The organism is Streptomyces sp. NBC_01352 (assembly GCF_036237295.1).
In the GTDB taxonomy this organism is placed as follows: Bacteria; Actinomycetota; Actinomycetes; order Streptomycetales; family Streptomycetaceae; genus Streptomyces; species Streptomyces plumbiresistens.
The window spans coordinates 10,863,396-10,881,392 of record NZ_CP108354.1; the positions used below are offsets into that span (position 1 = coordinate 10,863,396).

General features: G+C 67.9%; 17 protein-coding genes and 2 pseudogenes. 11 read left to right on the forward strand and 8 right to left on the reverse strand.

Going from position 1 to position 17,997, the window contains the following annotated elements; translation table 11 throughout:
* Positions 1-60 precede the first annotated feature (60 nt).
* On the reverse strand, positions 61-1,092 hold the full coding sequence (locus tag OG252_RS49915; protein ID WP_329344821.1) for a LacI family DNA-binding transcriptional regulator: 1,032 nt from the start codon (positions 1,090-1,092) through the stop codon (positions 61-63).
* Positions 1,093-1,277: 185 nt separating this feature from the next.
* Between OG252_RS49915 and OG252_RS49920 the strand changes: the two genes are divergently transcribed.
* Positions 1,278-2,057 carry a fumarylacetoacetate hydrolase family protein gene (locus OG252_RS49920; RefSeq protein ID WP_329344823.1) on the forward strand — a complete coding sequence of 260 codons (780 nt, stop codon included), beginning with the start codon at positions 1,278-1,280 and terminating at the stop codon, positions 2,055-2,057.
* A 171-nt stretch (positions 2,058-2,228) separates the two neighbouring features.
* Here OG252_RS49920 and OG252_RS49925 read toward each other — a convergent pair whose 3' ends face one another.
* Positions 2,229-3,497, reverse strand: a complete 1,269-nt coding sequence (locus OG252_RS49925; RefSeq protein WP_266447144.1) for an MFS transporter — start codon at positions 3,495-3,497, stop codon at positions 2,229-2,231.
* Positions 3,498-4,237: 740 nt separating this feature from the next.
* On the opposite strand from OG252_RS49925, the gene OG252_RS49930 reads away from it, so the two are divergent.
* The 3 genes from OG252_RS49930 to OG252_RS49940 all read left to right on the forward strand — a co-directional run bounded on the left by OG252_RS49930 (position 4,238) and on the right by OG252_RS49940 (position 6,912).
* A complete protein-coding gene (locus OG252_RS49930; protein ID WP_329344825.1) occupies positions 4,238-5,239 on the forward strand; it encodes a C-terminal binding protein in 1,002 nt (333 codons plus the stop codon).
* Positions 5,239-6,303, forward strand: a complete 1,065-nt coding sequence (locus tag OG252_RS49935; protein WP_329344827.1) for a phosphotransferase family protein — start codon at positions 5,239-5,241, stop codon at positions 6,301-6,303. Before OG252_RS49930 ends, OG252_RS49935 begins: the two co-directional genes overlap by 1 nt.
* Positions 6,304-6,381: 78 nt before the next feature.
* Positions 6,382-6,912 carry a cupin domain-containing protein gene (locus OG252_RS49940; protein ID WP_266447154.1) on the forward strand — a complete coding sequence of 177 codons (531 nt, stop codon included), beginning with the start codon at positions 6,382-6,384 and terminating at the stop codon, positions 6,910-6,912.
* Positions 6,913-7,011: 99 nt separating this feature from the next.
* On the opposite strand, the gene OG252_RS49945 is transcribed toward OG252_RS49940, so the two are convergent.
* The gene (locus OG252_RS49945) at positions 7,012-7,911 is read right to left on the reverse strand and encodes a LysR family transcriptional regulator (protein ID WP_329344830.1); all 900 of its coding nucleotides are present in this window, start codon (positions 7,909-7,911) and stop codon (positions 7,012-7,014) included.
* A 179-nt stretch (positions 7,912-8,090) separates the two neighbouring features.
* On the opposite strand from OG252_RS49945, the gene OG252_RS49950 reads away from it, so the two are divergent.
* Positions 8,091-9,263 (forward strand): acyl-CoA dehydrogenase family protein, encoded by a 1,173-nt coding sequence (locus tag OG252_RS49950; protein ID WP_329344832.1) that lies wholly within the window; start codon positions 8,091-8,093, stop codon positions 9,261-9,263.
* Between the two features lie 290 nt (positions 9,264-9,553).
* Positions 9,554-9,943: a flavin reductase family protein gene (locus OG252_RS49955; RefSeq protein WP_329345425.1), complete on the forward strand. Its 390-nt coding sequence runs from the start codon at positions 9,554-9,556 to the stop codon at positions 9,941-9,943.
* Between the two features lie 216 nt (positions 9,944-10,159).
* Here OG252_RS49955 and OG252_RS49960 read toward each other — a convergent pair.
* Both OG252_RS49960 and OG252_RS49965 read right to left on the reverse strand, forming a co-directional pair.
* Positions 10,160-10,609, reverse strand: a pseudogene (locus OG252_RS49960) (ISAs1 family transposase); the annotation flags it as partial.
* Positions 10,555-10,971, reverse strand: coding sequence for a hypothetical protein (locus OG252_RS49965; RefSeq protein ID WP_329344834.1), 417 nt, complete (start codon positions 10,969-10,971; stop codon positions 10,555-10,557). The gene OG252_RS49965 and the pseudogene OG252_RS49960, both read right to left, overlap by 55 nt.
* A 366-nt stretch (positions 10,972-11,337) precedes the next feature.
* Between OG252_RS49965 and OG252_RS49970 the strand changes: the two genes are divergently transcribed.
* Positions 11,338-12,609, forward strand: a complete 1,272-nt coding sequence (locus tag OG252_RS49970) for an MFS transporter (RefSeq protein ID WP_329344836.1) — start codon at positions 11,338-11,340, stop codon at positions 12,607-12,609.
* 301 nt (positions 12,610-12,910) lie between these two features.
* Here the strand turns inward: OG252_RS49970 and OG252_RS49975 are convergent, their stop codons facing one another.
* Positions 12,911-13,876 (reverse strand): helix-turn-helix transcriptional regulator, encoded by a 966-nt coding sequence (locus OG252_RS49975; RefSeq protein WP_329344838.1) that lies wholly within the window; start codon positions 13,874-13,876, stop codon positions 12,911-12,913.
* 92 nt (positions 13,877-13,968) lie between these two features.
* Here OG252_RS49975 and OG252_RS49980 point away from each other — a divergent pair, with 92 nt between their 5' ends.
* Positions 13,969-14,337 (forward strand): VOC family protein, encoded by a 369-nt coding sequence (locus OG252_RS49980; RefSeq protein WP_266447170.1) that lies wholly within the window; start codon positions 13,969-13,971, stop codon positions 14,335-14,337.
* A gap of 70 nt (positions 14,338-14,407) precedes the next feature.
* A pseudogene (locus OG252_RS49985) lies at positions 14,408-15,023 on the forward strand (helix-turn-helix domain-containing protein); the annotation flags it as partial.
* Between the two features lie 157 nt (positions 15,024-15,180).
* Here OG252_RS49985 and OG252_RS49990 read toward each other — a convergent pair.
* A complete protein-coding gene (locus tag OG252_RS49990; protein WP_266447171.1) occupies positions 15,181-15,846 on the reverse strand; it encodes a TetR/AcrR family transcriptional regulator in 666 nt (221 codons plus the stop codon).
* Positions 15,847-15,955: 109 nt separating this feature from the next.
* Here OG252_RS49990 and OG252_RS49995 point away from each other — a divergent pair, with 109 nt between their 5' ends.
* On the forward strand, positions 15,956-16,903 hold the full coding sequence (locus tag OG252_RS49995; RefSeq protein ID WP_329344841.1) for an SDR family NAD(P)-dependent oxidoreductase: 948 nt from the start codon (positions 15,956-15,958) through the stop codon (positions 16,901-16,903).
* Here the strand turns inward: OG252_RS49995 and OG252_RS50000 are convergent.
* Positions 16,855-17,088: a VOC family protein gene (locus OG252_RS50000; RefSeq protein WP_329345426.1), complete on the reverse strand. Its 234-nt coding sequence runs from the start codon at positions 17,086-17,088 to the stop codon at positions 16,855-16,857. The genes OG252_RS49995 and OG252_RS50000 overlap by 49 nt on opposite strands.
* A gap of 276 nt (positions 17,089-17,364) precedes the next feature.
* On the opposite strand from OG252_RS50000, the gene OG252_RS50005 reads away from it, so the two are divergent.
* Positions 17,365-17,991, forward strand: coding sequence for a class I SAM-dependent methyltransferase (locus tag OG252_RS50005; RefSeq protein ID WP_329345427.1), 627 nt, complete (start codon positions 17,365-17,367; stop codon positions 17,989-17,991).
* Positions 17,992-17,997: the final 6 nt, after the last annotated feature.

Consider the following 17,997-nt stretch of genomic DNA (forward strand, 5'->3'; position numbering starts at 1 on the left):
AGGCGCCCGGAGCACATCGCTCCGGGCGCCTTCGGTGTTCCCGGGTGACGCGGCCCCGGCTCAGGCGGAGCTGGACGGAGCCTTTCCGTCAGGGGGCGCCGTGCTGCCGCGCAGGACCAACGATCCGGGGGAGACCGACGTGTACGGGCCGTCGTTCTCCGGCTTGGTCTTGAGCCGGCGCATCAGCCACAGCGCGCAGCCGGTGGCCATCTCCTGGATCGGCAGCCCGATCGTGGTCAGTCCCGGACCCCACCAGGAGAACCCCGGCTCGTCCCCGAACCCGACCACGGACAGCTCTCCGGGCACCTGCACGCCCTGCTCGGACAACTCTTCCAGGACCCCCAGGGTGAGCTGGATCGATCCCAGGACGAGAGCGGTGGGCGCGTCCGGGCCCTCCAGCAGCCGGCGCACCGCCTCGCGGCCGTACTCCACGGACGACGGCGGCCCCAGCTCCGTGCGCCCGGCGTCGTCCGGCAGGCCGGCTTCGCTCAGGGCGCTGTGAAAGCCGCGCAGACGCTCCGCGCCCGTGGGCAGCTCCGTGGGACCACCCAGGTACGCGATGCGGGTGTGGCCCTGGGCCACCAGATGGGCCGTGGCCTCGCGCAGTGACTCGTGGTCGTCCACACCGAACCACTGGGAACCGAGCGACGGGTGGCGGCGCAGCAACTGAAGGTGCGGCAGGCCGCGCAGGAGCTTGATGGAGTCGCCGTGCGGGCGTGCGGTGGGGACGATGATGACGCCGGCCACGCGGTTGGCGGACAGCTCGCGCAGATGACGCAGCTCCACCATCCGGTCGTCGTCGGTCTCCGAGAGCATCAGCTGGAAGCCCTCGGCCTCCATGTTCTTGGACAACTCGTGCGCGATCGTCGAGTAGAAGCTGTTGCGGATGTCCGGGATCACCAGCGCGACCACGTTGCTGGACGCTCCGCGCATCATCCGTGCCGCCCGGTTGCCGACGTATCCCATCTCGGAAGCGGCCTGGCGGACCCGGAACTTGGTCTCCTCGCTGATGCGGGCATCGTCGGAAAGTGCCCGGCCGACCGTCGAGACGGAGATACCGAGGCGTTCGGCGATGTCCTTGGTCGTGATCACGTAAGAACCCCCTCGAGCTGACTGATCCCGCTGTCGTCACTTTCCGTATGCCAACGATAGCATTCTCGTCGCGCTCCGTGGTCAAGAAGGTGAAGGCGGCAGGTCGGTCACCGCCTTTGTGCTAACGTTAGCATTGCTGTGTGGGCCGTGCAGCCGCCTGCGGCTGCCTAGTTGCGGAGGTTTCCGTGCGGATCGTCAGGTACGCCGTCGGCGGCGTGTGTCACTACGGGGAGCTGGAATCCGGCGGCGAAAGAATCGCGCGATGCGAAGGTGATCCCTTCACCGGACTGTCCGCTGCGGGGCACGTCGACGAAGTTGGCGACGTGGTCGTTCTCCCGCCGCTGGAGCGACCCCGGATTTTCGGGTTCGCCTACAACTACGCCTCGCACCTCGACGAGACCGACCGCGAGGTTCCGGAAGTTCCCGTGTGCTTCATGAAGCCGAGCACCGCCGTGATTGGACCGGATGACGCGATCGTCTATCCGGCGGATGGTGAACTGATCCATTTCGAAGGCGAGTTGGTCGTCGTCATCGGAAAGGAAGCCCGCCATGTGAAGCCCTCCGAGGCCCATGAGTACATCCTCGGCTACACGTGCGGAAATGACGTCAGCGACCGCATCATCCAGCGCAGGGAAAGCGCATTCGGAACGCTGCTGATCGGCAAGGGGCAGGACACGTTCGCTCCCCTCGGGCCGGTCATCGCGACCGGACTCGACCTCTCGGCCCTGTCGCTGACGACCCGTGTGAACGGCGTCGTCGCGCAGTCGGCGAGCACCGCCGACCTACTGCTCGCCGTTCCCGACATCATCAGCTACCTCAGCCGCTATCTGACACTCCTTCCGGGAGACGCGATCATGACCGGTACGCCGTCCGGCGTCGGACCGATCCGCCCCGGAGACGAGATCGAGGTGGAGATCGAGGGCATCGGCGTCCTGCGCAATCCGGTCGTGGCCGAGAGCCTCTGACCTCGGACGTCTGCCGGGCGATACGCCACGGGGCCTGCCCACCGCTCGGCGGTGGGCAGGCCCCGTGGCGTATCGGCGCCGGCCTGCGTGTCCTGTCGGAGGACTGCCGCCGTGTCGCACCGGGCGGGCTCCCGGTGCGACACGGCGGCAGAGCTCCTGCGGACCGACTCGCTAGCGGACCGCGTTGTTGAACTTCGAGGGGCGGACGAAGGTCAGCGCCAGGGCGCCCACCAGCGGCAGCACCGTCACCTGTAGCAGCCCGGCCCTGTCCCAGCCGAAGGAGTCCACCAGGGCGGCGAAGAGCAGGCCCGAGAAGGCCGCCGGTCCGTAGTAGCTGGTGACGAAGAGTCCGGAGGCGCGTCCGATCTGCCCGGGACGGACGGCCCGCTGTATCGCGCTGTTGGTGTTGGGGTAGATGAAGCCCAGGCCGAACGCGCCCATGAGGAAGGCGAACACGCACTGCATGCCGACGCCGGCATGCGTCTCGTAGATGCACACGCTGATGGCGGAGACGGCCAGCATGCTCAGGATCAGCAGGTTGCGCTGGTTGAAGCGGTCGCCGAGCCAGCCGCCGAAAACGGCCGTCATGCCGCCGAAACCGAGCAGGCTCATGGCCAGTGCGGCCTGCCCGGAGGTGTAGTGCAGCGAGGTGATGAGGAACGTCGGGTAGAGACCGAGGAACCCGTAGATCGCCACACCGCTGAGGACCGAGTGGACGGCCAGTGCGATGGTGTTGCGGTTATAGGCGGAGGCCGACATGTACTCGTAGGTCCTGGTCGAGACGACCTTCTCGGCGGAGCGCTCGGTCAGACCCGTTTTCACGAGGAAGACGGCGGCGGCCGCGATCAGCAGCCCGGCCGCGCCGAACAGGTAGAAGGGCGAGTGCCAGGTGCCGTGCATGCTCACGAGCTGGACGCCGATGAGCGGGGCGATGAACACGCCGATCGAGTAGCCCATGCCGATGACGCCGAACGCGAGGCCCCGCCGGTGGGCGAAGAAGGCGCCGATCGCCGCGAAGATGGCGGCGGACTGCATGCCCTCGCCGAAGCCGGAGACGACCCGGTAGACGGTCATGTCGGCGAAACCAGTGGCCAGCGGCGTGGCCATGGTGCCCAGGGAGTAGATCACCATGCTGACCAGCAGCACGGTCTTGCGGCGGAAGCGGTCCAGGAGATAGCCCGCGGGCAGGCCGGCCAGCGCCATACCGAGGGTGAAGTTCGTCGCCAGCAACCCTCCCTGCTCCAAGGAGAACCCGTACTCCGCGCGGATGTTGGGCAGCAAGGGAGGAAAGACCTGGCGGTCCATCGCGTTGACCATGTAGGAGAGGACCACGACCAGGAACCCCACCCCGATCATGGGGCGGGAAATGAGGGCCGGGCTCTTTTCCTGCGTTTCGTTTGCGGGGACCGCACTGGTGTCGACTTGCGCTGCGTGAGTCATAGCGGCTCCTGGGGAGGAATGGGCCACGGCAGGCCGCGGCGGATCCAGCGCCGGTACGAGGCCGTACGGGCGATGGCGAGAAGCGGTGAGCTGAACACGGACTCGAGTCGACGACGGCGAGGCGGTCGTCGGCTGGTGGAATGAGGGCGACGGGCTGCCGCGCGGTCGGACACCGCATGCGGAATTCAGCCGTGTATCGCCCGTCGGGGACGTCCGTGGCTATGGCGTCTTCGACAGCCGGACCCCGTGCGGACACTTATCGGTCACACGGTCGGCGCTGGCAGAAACCATGAGGGCGAAGTCTCCCGCGCGTCAAGATGTGAACGCCGGATTTCTTCGGCATTTCTCGATTTCCCGTGGTGACGGGCCTTTCGGCGCTGATCGGGCCCTGCGGCAGGGTGCCGGCGACCGGGTGCGCGTCGCACTCTTGACGAGCCGAAGACCCGGAATGCTATCGTTAGCACGACGTGGCTGTGACAAAGTGATTCGACGTGCCCCGACATCTCGTGAACCGTTCCAGGGGCATCCTGCGGCGCCCGCCCGACCACAAGTCGGCGCGCGCCGACGACACCGACCGAGCCCAGTGACCCCCTCCACCCCACCCCTGGCGGCCGACGGCCCAACCGGACAAGGCCGACGGCCGCCCTTCCGGGTGGCGATCAGACCCGCTCATCGGACGCGACCGGGCATGACGCCCGGCCGTCCGCCGCGGCCGCACGACTCTGCGAGGACGACCTTCCATGAAACCATCGAGCCGCCCAGGCACCGTGCTGCTCACCGACTACGCCTGGCCCGACGACTCCGTCGAGCGATCGGTCATCGAGAAGGCGGGCCACACCCTGGTGACCGGCCCTGCCGATCCCGCCTCCGCCGAGGTGATCGAGGAACTGGTGGCCGAGCACCGGCCCGCCGGGATCCTGACCTGCTGGGCCCCCGTCTCCGCCACCGCGATCGGCACGTCGCCGGACCTGCGGATCGTGGCCAGGCTCGGGGTCGGACTCGACAACATCGCCGTGGGCGCCGCCACCGAGCGGGGTGTGTGGGTCACCAACGTGCCGGACTACTGCGTCGAGGAAGTCTCCGACCACGCCGTCGGCATGGTGCTGGCCTGGACGCGGGGCCTGGCCGTGTCCGACCGACAGGTCCGGGCGGGCCGCTGGAACCCCGCCGGCGCCCGGCTGCGCCGGCTGTCGACGCTGACCTGCGGCGTCGTCGGATTCGGCCGCATCGGACGCGCCACCGCGCGCAAGCTGGGCGCGTTCGGCAGCCGGATTCTGGCCCACGACCCGCATCCGCCGAAGGACGCTCCCGGAGTGGAGATGGTGGGCCTGGAGGAGCTGCTGCGCCGCAGCGACGTGGTGATCCTCCACGTGCCGCTCACACCGGACACGCACCACATCATCGGTGCCGAGCAGCTGGAGCTGATGCCACCGGGCGGCCTGCTGGTCAACGTCAGCCGAGGTGGCCTGGTGGACACCGACGCGGTCGTCAAGGCACTGGACGGCGGGCACCTGGACGGAGCCGCCTTCGACGTACTGGAGACCGAACCGCACGTCCCCGCCGCCCTGTTGGACCAGCCGGGTGCGCTCCTCACCCCGCACATCGCCTTCTCCTCCGACGCCTCGGTCACTGAACTGCGCCGACGCGCAGCCGAGGAGGTCGTCCGGATCCTGGCGGGTGAGGCACCGGCCCACGCCCGCAACAGTCCCCTCGTCCCAACCACCGGGTCGGGTGACCGGTGATGTGCCCGACCTCCGCACAGACGAGCCCGGGCCCCCTGCCCGACAGCGCGCTGGCCGACTTCCTGACCGCCCACGGGCTCGCCGGACCCGGCGAAGCCGCCCACTGGACGCCGCTGACCGGCGGTGTCTCGTCCGATCTGTGGCGAGTGGACCTGCCGGGACGTTCCCTCTGCGTCAAACGCGCCCTGGCCCAGTTGAAGGTCGCCGCCGACTGGCAGGCACCGGTGTCGCGCAACGCCTACGAGTGGGCGTGGATGCGGTTCGCGTCCCGGCACCGCCCGGACAGCGTGCCCGAACTGCTGACCCACGACGCCGAAGCCGGCCTCTTCGCGATGGCGTTCCTGCCCCCCGAGCACTACCCCCTGTGGAAGGCGCAGCTGCTTCGTGGCGAGGTGCGGCCGGCGACCGCGGCTGCCGTCGGAGAGCTGCTCGGCAACCTGCACGCGGCAAGCGCCGGCGACGCCGCCCTCGCCGCGGAGTTCGCGACCGACGACAACTTCCGCGCGTTGCGCATCGAGCCGTACCTGCTGGCCACCGCTGCCGCGCACCCCGGTCTGAGCGACATCCTGCAGGGCCTCGCCGACCGCACGGCCACGACGCACCTGGCCCTGGTGCACGGTGACGTCAGTCCCAAGAACATCCTCGTCGGACCGTCCGGGCCGGTGCTGCTGGACGCCGAGTGCGCCTGGTACGGAGACCCGGCGTTCGACCTCGCCTTCTGCGTCAACCATCTGCTCCTCAAGTGCCTGGTGGTGCCCGAGCACCGCGCCGATCTCCTGAGGTCCGCCCGGGTGCTGGCCGAGGAGTACGTCCGGTGCGTCGACTGGGAGCCCCGGCCGGCCCTTGAGGCGCGGGCCGCGTCACTGCTGCCGGCGCTGCTGCTGGCACGGGTGGACGGCAAGTCCCCGGTGGAGTACCTCACGGACGACCGGGACCGGCTGTTCGTGCGCACGGTGGCAGCGGCCCTGCTCAGGGCACCGGCCCCTACCGTGGCGGACGTCCTGGACGCCTGGGCGACCGAGCTCGGGTCCTCGGCGGTGCCCGGCAGCGGCCGACCCGACTGACCCGACCGATTCGACGGGTCCGGCGGCCCTGGTCCGGTGGATCCCACGGATCCGACTGACGTGATTGAGGAGAGACACATGCGCAGAGTCGTCACCGGCCATGACGAGAACGGGAGGTCGGTCGTCGTCAGTGACGGCCCCGTGCCGCGCAGCCGGGAGTTCACCAGTCTGCCGGGCTGGGTGTCCCGCCTGCCGTGGGCCACCGAACCCGGCGAACCGGTCGGCCGGACCGGGGAGGACCCCACGCCGAAGGTCACCAGCCACCTCCCGGCGCCCGGCGGCACCCGGTTCATCGTCCTGACCTTCCCGCCGGACAGCGCGATGGCCGACCCGGCGTTCGACCCCGTCGCCTACGCCCAGGAATCCCTGGCCGACTCGCCCGGCCTTGTGGAGCTCTTCGAGCCCGACGGCATGCACACGACGCCGACCGTCGACTACGGCATCGTGCTGCAGGGAGAGATCGTCCTGGAACTCGACGACGGCCACTGCACTCAGCTGTCGGCGGGTGACCTCGTGATCCAGAACGGCACCCGCCACGCCTGGCGCAATCGCGGCGACCAACCGGTCACGATGGCCTTCGTCCTCGTCGGAGCCGAGCGCGACGGCTGACGCGGCTGTCGGTTCACGGCCCTCGATCGGGGTTCCGTGCGTGTCGTAGGGAGGCGAACTCCCGACGGTTGCCGGCCGACGCGCGCCGCCCCACGCCCGTCAGCCGGCTGTCCGCGGCGTCTCCGGACCGGCGAGCGTGTCCCTGGCGTACTGGAGGAGGGCACGCGCCCGATGGGTGGGGGTGATGTGTGTCGCGTGAGCGATCACGAGGCCGACTTCGTCCAGCGGGTCGCTCAGGGGCACGGATGCCAGGGGAAGTCCCTCGATACTGGTGTCGGTCGGCCAGGACTGGATCAACGTGGCGAAGCCCAGACCGCGGGCGACCATGCTGCGGACCGCCTCGATGCTCGAGGTCCGGTATCGGATGTTCGGGCGTGCTCCCGCGAGGGAGAACCAGTGGTCCGCGTTCTGCTGGGCCGGCGGCTCCGAGTAGATGATCAAAGGTTCGTCCGCGAGTTCGGCGAGTGAGACGGCCTTGCGCTCTGCCATCGGATGACCGGCGGACACGATGACATACGGACGGCTGGACCGCAGCGTCGTGCAGGACAGACCGGGCTGGGCACCGAACTCGTACAACAGGGCCAGGTCGCAGGCGCCCTGGAGCAGAGCCTGTCGCATCTCGTCCAGCTGACCCTCGATCAGTTCGAGGTCGACCGCCGGGTGGACTTGCCTGAACCCGTCCACCAGGGGCGGGATGAGAAAGGGCGTCAGGGCCGCGTAGCACCCGATCGTCAGGCGGCCGGCCAGCCGGCCTTCCTCCGCCTGTGCGCTGGCCCTGAGTTCGTCGGCCTGCGCCAGCATCGCTCGGGCACGGTCCAGGACCCGCCTGCCGGCCTCCGTGAGAAAAGCTCCCTTCGCCCGGCGTCGTACCAGCAACTGCACCCCGAGGCGGCGCTCCAGGTCGGCGATCGCCGTGGAGATGCCCGCCTGGGAAGCATGGCACCGCACCGCCGCCGCACTCATGGATCCCGTGTCGGCCACCGCGACGAAGTATTCCAATTGACGTAGGGAAAAGTTGGCCGCCATTGTGCTCCTGCTGTCATGGGATCCCTGATAAGCCTTATAGGAAAGTTCTGGTTTTCCTGGCCGTAACGCGGATGTCATCCTAAGGCGCAGTCACCTTCTGAAAAAGACTTGGTTGACGACCAGCCCCCGCACATTCAGCTTGGAGCCCCTTCATGGCCACGCTTCTTGACCCCGCGCAATCCCAGGACCGACGAACCGGCGACAGTGTGCTCGACCGGGTCCGCGCACTCCTTCCCGAGATCGCGGCACGTTCTGCCGAAGGTGAGAACGCACGGGCTGTCCCGGCGGATATCGTCGCCGCTCTGCGCCAGGCGGGCGTATTCCGGATGGCCCTGCCCAGGGTGTGGGGCGGAGAGCAGCTCGGGCTGCTGGAGGCCGCCCGGGTGGTACGGGAGATCGCACGAGCCGACGGCTCGACAGGCTGGACTGTTCAGGCCGCTTCGATGGCCTGGTACTTCGTACGGTCACTGCCCCGAAAGACGCTGGAGAACGAGGTGTTCGCGGGCGGTGCCGACCTGATGCTCCGTGGCGCCGTGGCTCCGAAAGGGCTGGCGACGCCGGTGAAGGGCGGCTATCGGCTCAGGGGGCGCTGGCCGTTCGCGAGCGGCCCGTTCACCCCGGACTGGATGCTCGGAGGATTCCTCGTCGACGGGGCGCCACCGCTGCCGGACGGCCGCCCGGACATGCGGGTCGCACTGTTCCGGCCCGAGCAGGTCACCTTCCTCGACACGTGGGACGCGGTCGGCCTGCGTGCCACGCAGAGCACCGACTTCACGATGGACGACGTCTTCGTGCCGGAACACCACACGGGGTCGATGTTCGGCGACAACAACATCCCGGCTCCCCTCTACGACCTGCCGTACTCCCCGACGGGCGCCTCGCACGACGCCGTCGTCCTCGGCGCCGTGGAGGGTGCACTCGCCGATCTCTCCGCACTCGCCGCCACCAAGCGGCCCGCGTTCAACCCCAGGGCGCTGCTCGGTGAAGACCCGGTGTTCCAGGAGAAGTTCGCGGAACTGCACATGCGTACGGTCGCCCTGACGGCCCTGTCGGAACACACCGGACGCCTCATCATGGACCGTGCTCTCGCCGGAGAGGCACCCACCCCGGCCGAGTGGTTCACCTACACCGGCGGCACCCAGCACATCCATCACGAAGGCATCCGGATCCTCAACGACATCATGACCCTGTCGGGCAGCGCGGGCCTCTACAGCACCAGTTCACTTCAGCGCCGCTGGCGCGACGTCCGCTGCGTTTCACAGCACGTGGTCGGGAACAACGGTGCGATACGGAAGTTGGGCGCGGTGCTGTCGGGGCAGAACTAACGTTTGTCGTCGTCGGCGTCTCTGGAAGTGCCGCTTCCCATAACTGAGCCCGCGGCAGAACCCTTTGCATCCTCTCGGGAGAAAACAATGAATACGCCATCCACCCCCGATTCACGAACCAGTGGGAGCTCCGCTTCCACGCGGCCGTACTCCGCCCACCGGCACCCGACGGGTGGTCTTCGGTGAACTCTCTCAACACGGCGCCGGCCAATCCCGAACTCCTGCGGCAGGCTTTCGGCTGCTTTCCGTCTGGGGTCACAGCCGTCTGCGCCCTCGACTCCGGCAGCCCGGTGGGCATGGCGGCGAGCACGTTCACCCCGGTCTCCCTGTCACCCGCCCTGATATCGGTCTGCGTACAGGGCGCCTCGACGACATGGCCCAGACTGCGTCAACGAAGTCGCGTGGGTGTGAGCGTGCTGGCCGAGGGACAGGACGCGATCTGCCGGTCACTGGCGGGCAAGACCGGCGACCGGTTCGCGGGCGTCGACTGGGATGCCGACGAGGAGGGCGGTGTCTACATCCACGGCGCAAGTCTCCGGCTGAACTGCTCCCTGCACGCCGAACTTCCGGGAGGCGACCACACGATCGTGCTTCTGGAAATCCACGGTCTGAAGGCCGAGCCCGAGCGAGAACCCCTGGTGTTCCACAACAGCCGCTTCCGACGCCTGGCCATCTCGTAGGGGGGTGGTATCGCTCGGACCCAGGGCGGTTTCAAGTGTCATGACTGGTCTGGGTGTTGGCGATGCCAAGGGGTGTGTGATTGTGAGGGCTCGTGTGGGTTCGTCGCGGATGGCTCGGGCGGTCTTGGCGATGTTGTCGGCTCCCAGGATCTTCAGGGCGCTGATGGCGAGGTCGCGGAAGGTGGCCATGGCGCGGGGTGCGGTACCGGTGTGCACGCGGGAGGCGACCTCGGCGAAGGTGACATCTCCGATGTTGGGGGAGGAGTTTTCGATTCCCCAGTGTCCGCGGATCGCGTTCGCTGGGCCGGCGGGGCTTGTCCGGTGGGCGTCGAGACTGGTCACGGCGTAGACGGTCGTACGAGTCTCCCGCTGGCCGGCGGATCGTCGGCGGCGGTGCAGGCGCAGGGCGAGGCGGGCGTGGGGGAAGGTGATGCCGCCGAGGTTGTCGGCGATGGCGCAGGTCTTGATCGAGCGGGTCTCGCGCCCGCCGTGGGCGGCGGTGGAGGCGGTGTGCTGCACCGGGATCGCGGTCCACGGCAGGGCGGCGAACTGCCGGTGGGTCGTGGGCTGGTTCGTCTTGATCACGGCGATGTAGTGGGCCTTCTTGGCCGTCACGAACCAGGCGATGGGTGCCTTGACCGAGTGCAGGGCGTCGAAGGTGACGATGGTGCCCGCGAGTTCAGGGGCGCCAGCAGGGGGCGGAAGTGCCGGGTTTCGTTCGTCTTCGACCCGACCTCGACCTGAGCGATCGTCGCGTCGGGGGCGTGGGTGACGGCCGACAGCAGGTGTCGGCCCGGGGCGCCCGAGTGGGCCGAGCCCTTCAGGGTCTTGCCGTCCACGGCGATGACCCGATGCGAAGGGCCGGTCGCCGCGGACTCGACGGCGCGGTGCTGACCGGCGAGGTAGGCGCTCACCGCCCCGTCGAGGGCGTCACGGTCAAGGGCAGCGAGGAGGCGTCCGATGGTCGCCGCCGACGGCGAGCGGCGCCAGCCCAGCAGATGCCGGCGCACCCCGAGGGCCGCCAGCACGCTCCGGCAGGCCCGCTGACCGAACTGGGCGACCTCCTCGATGCTTCTGGCGCCGGAGACGGCCGCTCATGCGCACATCAGCAAGATCGCCGTCAGCGGGTTCCGCCGCGCGCGCGGTGATCGCGGATCCGGAACGGAACCGCCCAGAGGTGAACGCTCAGGTCAGCGCCCCGGCCCTCGTCCAGCGGACCCAGGCTCTCCAGCGCGGCAGGGATAGGGGAGGATGCAACAGCAGGCACGGGACACTCTCATGATCATCGGGCTTAGGCACCGCCCAATATCCTGCGCTAAGTACGGACTGGAGGTTCCGGTCGGCGGCGGAGGCCCAACACTAATGATCACCGGAGTCACCAGGGAGCCCGCAGCATGACCGGCACCACGGAGGCCCTTGGCGGGTCGGCTGCAGTCGACGATGCAGCACGAAGTGTCACGCGCCCGTTCTACGTATACGCCGTGCTCGCCAACTCGCTGTTCCAGCGCGGCGTATTCGTCCTCTTCCTCTATCAGCGAGGTTTCTCCGCCGGGCAAGTGGCCTTACTGCAGACACTGCTCTACCTGGTCAGCGGACTGGCGGAGTTGCCGACGGGAGTCATCGCCGACCGAATCGGCAGGCGTGCCAGCATCGTGATCGGCCAGGTGCTGATAGCTGGATGTCTGCTCGGTCAGGTGGCGTTCTCCAACTACTGGGTGTTCCTGGCGCTGTTCATCGGGCAGGGCGTGGGCATGGCATGTGTGTCCGGTTCGGACACCGCCCTGCTGTACGACCTGCTCGTGCGTCGTGGTGCAACGGCCAGCTACGTCAAGATCAAGTCCCGGTTCACCATGTTCGGGACGGTCACCTCGGGAGTCGCCATCGTCCTCGGCGGCCAACTGCAGCAGTTTTCCTGGGGAGTCGTCTACGTCGGCTCGGCGGGGTGCCTCGTCCTGGCCGTGGTGGTGCTGATGTCACGGGTGCCCGAGATCCGCGGCGCGGACGCGGTGGACGAGCAGGACGGTGCCGAGGAGGAGCACGGCGACGCCACAGCATGGCGGGCGATGCTTCGGGTCGCCACGCCGGCGCTCGTGACGCTTGTCGTGGCGTCCGGATTGATGCATGCGACTTTGACGCCGTACATCATTTTTACGCAGAAGACCCTCTCCGATCAGGGAGCAGGCACCGCATTGGTCAGTGTGGTCATAGCGGCGGGATTCTTCGCCGGCGGGCTCACTCCGCTGCTGTCGGACCGCGCGAACCGGCGCATGGGGTATCGGGTCATTGTCCCGGTGTCTCTCATGACGCTCGCCGCGGCGCTCGGCCTGAGCGGCCTCGGCCTTGTCTGGGTCACCATCGCCGCGTTCCTGGTCCTGGTCGGGATTCCCGAGATCACCGCCGTGATCGTGGACAACGTGTTCAACGAGGCAGTGCCGTCGCGCCATCGGGCGAGCCTGCTGTCGATGATCGCATTCGTGGAGTCGGCGCTCATCGGCATCGGCTATCTCGTCCTCGGCGCGCTCATGGACGGGCTGGGCTCCAGTGTGGGCATGGCCACCTACGCCGCGGTCCCCCTGCTGGCATGTCTTCTTTGGCTCCCGGTGCTCTTCCGAGGGGCACGGGTGACCACCGAGATCGAGAAGCCCGCCGACCAAAAGGCATCCTGAAACAGACCATCGCGAGCAACGCCCCTGCCCGATGGCAGGGGCGTTGCTCGTTGACATGTCGCTCCCAGTCGGCGACGGAGCTGTCGTCGCGACGATCAGCGCCGAACGGGATGGGAAGAATCGCGCCACTGCGGAAGCTGTTCAGCCTGGATCCACCGCGCAACGGTCGGCCTGTGGACGGCGAATTGAGAAGAGGTACCCGCTGACCTTCGAGTATGGGAGTTCCTACGCTTCCGTCCGCCGCTCACAGCAAGGCACCTCGCAAGTGAAAGTCCGCCACAAGCCCCTTAGATGTTGCGGGTCAGGACGTTGGTGACGGCGCATAGTGGTGGGCAAGATTGGTGGCGAGGTCGCGAAGGTGAGCCCTGGCTTCGGTGGGGCCGTGCACAGTGATGGCGCTCCCGAACGGCAGTAGTGCTCGCACGTCCTCTAGATGCAGGAAGCGGATTGTTACCTTGCGGCTGGTGGCGGATTCTTCATGGTCGTCCCGGACGAGTCGTTGGCCAAAGATCCGTTGCGCTCGCTCGATCTGGGTCTGGTCGATGGTGGCGCTGACCTCTATCGCGTGGTTGTGTTCCCACTGAGCAATGAGCGCTGCAGCGACGGTGGCCAGGGTCTGGTTCTCGCGGATCCGTCGTGGCTGGTCGACTTCTTGCCACGTCGTGATCCGTTCGAGTCGGTACATCCGTGGCACTCGGGCACAGTCGGCGACGAGGTACCAGATGCCGGCCTTGGCGAACAGCCCGTAGGGATCCACGACCAGGTCGCGTGGGCATGACTCGCGTGGGCTGTCGTACTCGATCCGTAGCCGGCGACCTCGCCGCACTGCGCCGATCAGCGAAGCCGGAGTCGTGCCGAAAGCTCGTGCCTGACCCCAGGGACGGCTGTCCACGTGCACTACGTCGGTGAGCGGCAGGAGCTCCTGAACTCGACGTGGCTGTGTAGCGGCGATCTTGGAGAGCGCGCGCTGGCTTTCGACCGATGTGTTGAGCTCCGCACGTTGCTTCTCATCCAGCCCAGTGAGCGACAGATGATCACGCTCGCCCGGTGTGAGTCGTGTGAGGTCGAGTCCGGATCCGGGCAGCATGGTCACGCCTCCGAGGCGGCCCCGGTGCGCGGTCACCGGCAGACCGGCGTCGCGGAGCCAGTTCAGATCTCGGGTGATGGTTCGAAGGGACACCCCGAGCGCTGAGGCGAGTTCCTGTGTGGTCATGGCGTCCCTCGATGTGAGGAGCAGCATCAGGGTGAAGAAGCGGTCTGGGGTCACACACCAATTTTTTCAGGAATTGCGACACGATGCGGCGCATATCCCGGTCAGGCTGGTGGATGCGTACCTACCACCGGTGAGAAGGAACAACCATGACCACATCCGTCGTGTCCATCGTCTACGTGAACGACGCTCCCGCCGCAGCTCGTTTCTACGGCGACCTCCTCGGCATGAGCCCCTCGTTCGAGACTCCGGGATACATCACCTTCGACCTCGGGCCAGGCGCTGACCTCGGTCTGTGGTCTGGCCAGTTCGAGGATCTGTCACCGGACGTCCCGCGCACCAGTGAGGTTTGCCTGGCCATTGACGGTGGACGACCCGACGAGCTCAACGCGACCTTTGAGCGGTGGAAGTCCCAGGGGGTCACGATCCTGCGCGAGCCTCATGATGCGGGGTTCGGGCTGACCTTCCTCGCAGCCGATCCTGACGGGAACCGTATCCGCGTCGCACCGAAGGGCTGAAGGCCGCAATGCGGCAGGCGCGCACGATAGGTGTCGCGCCTGCCGTCGTCTGACTTCGAGAGGACGACGAGTGCCCCACGCGAATGCGCCCCTGAGCGTCGAGGGCCGTAGGCGGCTCGTGAAGCAGTGCCAGACACGTCCCATTGCCCACGTCGCCGCTGAGATGGGTATCTCTCGCGCATGCGCCAGCAAGTGGGTAAATCGCTGGCGGCTACACGGTGATGCGGGATCGCAAGACCGGCCGTCAAGTCCGCATCGGAGTCCGAACGCGACTCCAGCATGGGTCATCGAGCGGATCGAGGCCTGGCGCCGCGAGCTCAAGTGGTCCGCGCAACGGATCACCGACGAACCTGTGAGCATCGGGTTTGTGATCGACCGGCGAACTGTCAGCCGAACACCTGACCTGGCTCGGCCTCGGCAAACGCCGCTTCATCGACCCAGGCGGTGAGAGCAACCGGAAGCCGCGGAAGATCATCGCCCGCTGGCCCGGACACATGGTGCACCTGGATGTGAAGAAGGTCGGCCGGATCCCTGATGGCGGCGGGTGGCGGATCCATGGCCGGGACCGCGATCAGCCCAAGGTCGCTGGTCGGGCGAAGTCGGCCGGGGCAAAGCGTGGCTACGTCTACCTGCACTCCGTCGTTGATGGTTTCTCACGGCTCGCCTGCACAGAACCGCTGGGCGACCGGGGCGTGCTCGGCAAGCAGTTCGCTGTGCAGTGGGTGACGCTTGACGCGGAGTCCGAAGTGGTCAGGGTCGGCGGCCCGAGCTTGGGCACCCCGGCCCCTTGACCGCCCGAGCGCGAGAAGTGCAGAGGTCTTGGCCTGCCCATTGCAACGCAGGTCAGCGGCGGGGTAGTACGCCCAGGAGGGTTGCGGTCAGGGCCAGCTTCAAGTAGTCCTTCAGCTCCAGGTGGAAGCGGGCCAGGTCGGGCTCGGCCTGGTAGGCCGCCTGCAGGCTGGGTGGGGGTGTGCTGTACGCCGACAGCGCGCCGGCCATGACCATGGTTTGCAGGCTGAACAGTGTTGCGTTCTCGCCCAACTCCGGCAGGTACTTCTGGATCAGGGCGGTCATGGTTGTCAGGCGGTCCAGGGAGGCGCGCTTGTAGCGTGCTACGACCTCGACGGAGACGTTGTGTTCCAGGACGCTGCCCTGTGCGCCGAAGAGGTCGCACAGCACCACTCGGCCGGAGAGCGAGCGGCTGAGGATCTCGGCCACCGCTGCCGCGCGCTCGGTCATGGGCAGATTTTCGTCGATGCCGGCGGCCAACTCGCCTGCCAGTTCCGTCAGCCACTCCTGCAGGAAGCGGTCCAGCAGTTCCAGCAGCACCGCCTCGCGAGACTCGAAGTAGCGCAGCACGTTCGGCTTCGCCAGGCCTACCCGGCGGCTGAGCTCGTTCAGGGTGACCGCTGCCACAGGCATCTCGTCGAGCATCGCCGACGCCGTGTCGAGGATCGCCCGTCGGCGGATCTCCCGCTGCTCTTCGGTTCGCGCCCGCTGGAAAGTCACGATGACCAGCCTAACTTAGGTACCTGCGGTACGTTGACAACGTACCGAAAGTACTTTAACGTCGTTGACACAAGATACCTTCGGTACGTTAGTTAGTGGGGAGCCTGACATGAGCGAGAAGTGGACGACGGCGAACATTCCGGACCAGCGCGGGCGGGTGGCCGTGGTGACCGGGGCCAACACCGGACTGGGGTACCAGACCGCCAAGGCGCTCGCCGAGCGTGGGGCGTCCGTGGTGCTCGCCGTGCGCAACGTCGAGAAGGGCGAGCAGGCCGCGGCCCGCATGACCGGCGACGTGACCGTGCAGGCGCTGGACCTGACCTCGCTCGACTCCGTCCGGACCGCCGCGGCGGCACTGCGGTCCCGGCTCGACCGGCTCGACCTGCTGATCAACAACGCCGGCGTGATGTACACCCCGAAGCAGACCACCCGGGACGGCTTCGAGATGCAGTTCGGCACCAACCACCTCGGTCACTTCGCGCTCACCGGGCTGCTGCTGGACCTGATGCTGCCGGTGCCCGGCTCGCGCGTGGTGACGGTCAGCAGCACCGGCCACCGCATCCGGGCCGCGATCCACTTCGACGACCTGCAGTGGGAGCGTTCGTACGGCCGGGCCGCCGCCTACGGTCAGTCCAAGCTGGCCAACCTGATGTTCACGTACGAGCTGCAGCGCCGACTCGCCACGCACGGCACCACCGTCGCGGTGGCAGCGCACCCCGGCATGTCCAGCACCGAGCTCGCCCGCAACCTCCCCGCGGCCTTCCGGCTTCCCCTCACCTGGCTCGCACCACTGATCACCCAGAAGCCGGAGATGGGCGCCCTGCCGACCCTGCGCGCCGCCGCCGACCCCGCCGCGCTCGGCGGCCAGTACTACGGTCCCGGCGGACGCAACGAGGTCAACGGCCATCCCCGGCTGGTCACCTCCAGCCCGGAGTCGTACGAGGTAGCCGTCCAGCAGCGGCTGTGGGCCGTCTCCGAAGACCTCACCGGGGTGAAGTTCCCCGTCGTTCAGTCCAGGCAGAACTCGTTTCCCTCCGAACCGGCCACCACGATGTAGCCCGCGCAGGTAGGAGGCGCCGGCTCGTCGCGGCGCAAGCGGGTGGCGCCGAGACCGACGAAACGCTCGCGCTCCGCTTCCAGGGCGGCCATCCGCTCGTCGCTGTGCAGGCCGGGTGCGACGCGTACGTCCAGGTGCAGGCGGTTCTTGGCGGTCCTGCCCTCGGGGGCCTGCTCAAAGGAGATCCGAGGACGTACGCCCTCGGGTCCTCCAGAGACGTCCGCCGAGACCTCTCATCACCGGAGGTCCACTGTCCGTGCGTTCTGCCACCTTGTCGTCCCACGAGGTGGATATCTGGTCGGCGGTGGTGTCATCGTCGTCGGCCGGTGATGCCCCTCAGTCCCGTTCCAAGCAATGAGTCAGACTGATCGCATCGCCACCTTGACGGGGCTGTGCTTCGGGAAAGCGTCTGGAAGGCGATGGCACCGTCCTTGTCCTGTCTACCGGAAGGCACGCAGACCATGAGCAGCCAACGCGACCGCTGGGCGGAACTGACAGGCGGACAAGCCGGAGAGGACTACGCCCGGCGGTTTGCGCGGCTCGCTGCATCAGGTCACGACATCCACGGCGAGGCCGCCTTCTGCGACGCACTACTGAAACCTGCGGCCCGGGTACTCGATGCCGGCTGCGGCACCGGGCGGATCGCGATCCGTCTCGCCGAGCTGGGTCACCTCTGTACGGGCGTGGACGTCGACCCCTCCATGCTCGCCGTCGCCCGCCGCGACGCCCCCACGCAAGAGTGGCTCCACGGTGACTTGGCACATCTGGACACCCTCAATCTGGAACCCGGCTTCGACCTAGCCCTCGCTGCGGGAAACGTCATCCCTTTGCTGGCTCCCGGTACCGAACCAGCAGTTGTGCGGCAACTTGCCGCCGTACTGCGCGCCGGCGGACTGCTGATCACCGGCATGGGACTGGACGCGGAACACCTGCCCTTGCCGGAACCGACAGTGACGCTGACGGAGTTCGACCACTGGTGCGCGGAGGCCGGACTGACGCTGCGGCAGCGCTTCGCTACCTGGACCGGCGACCCTTACCGTCCAGGCGGCGGCTACGCCGTCAGCGTGCATTCCCGTCCCACCGTCTGAGTGCCG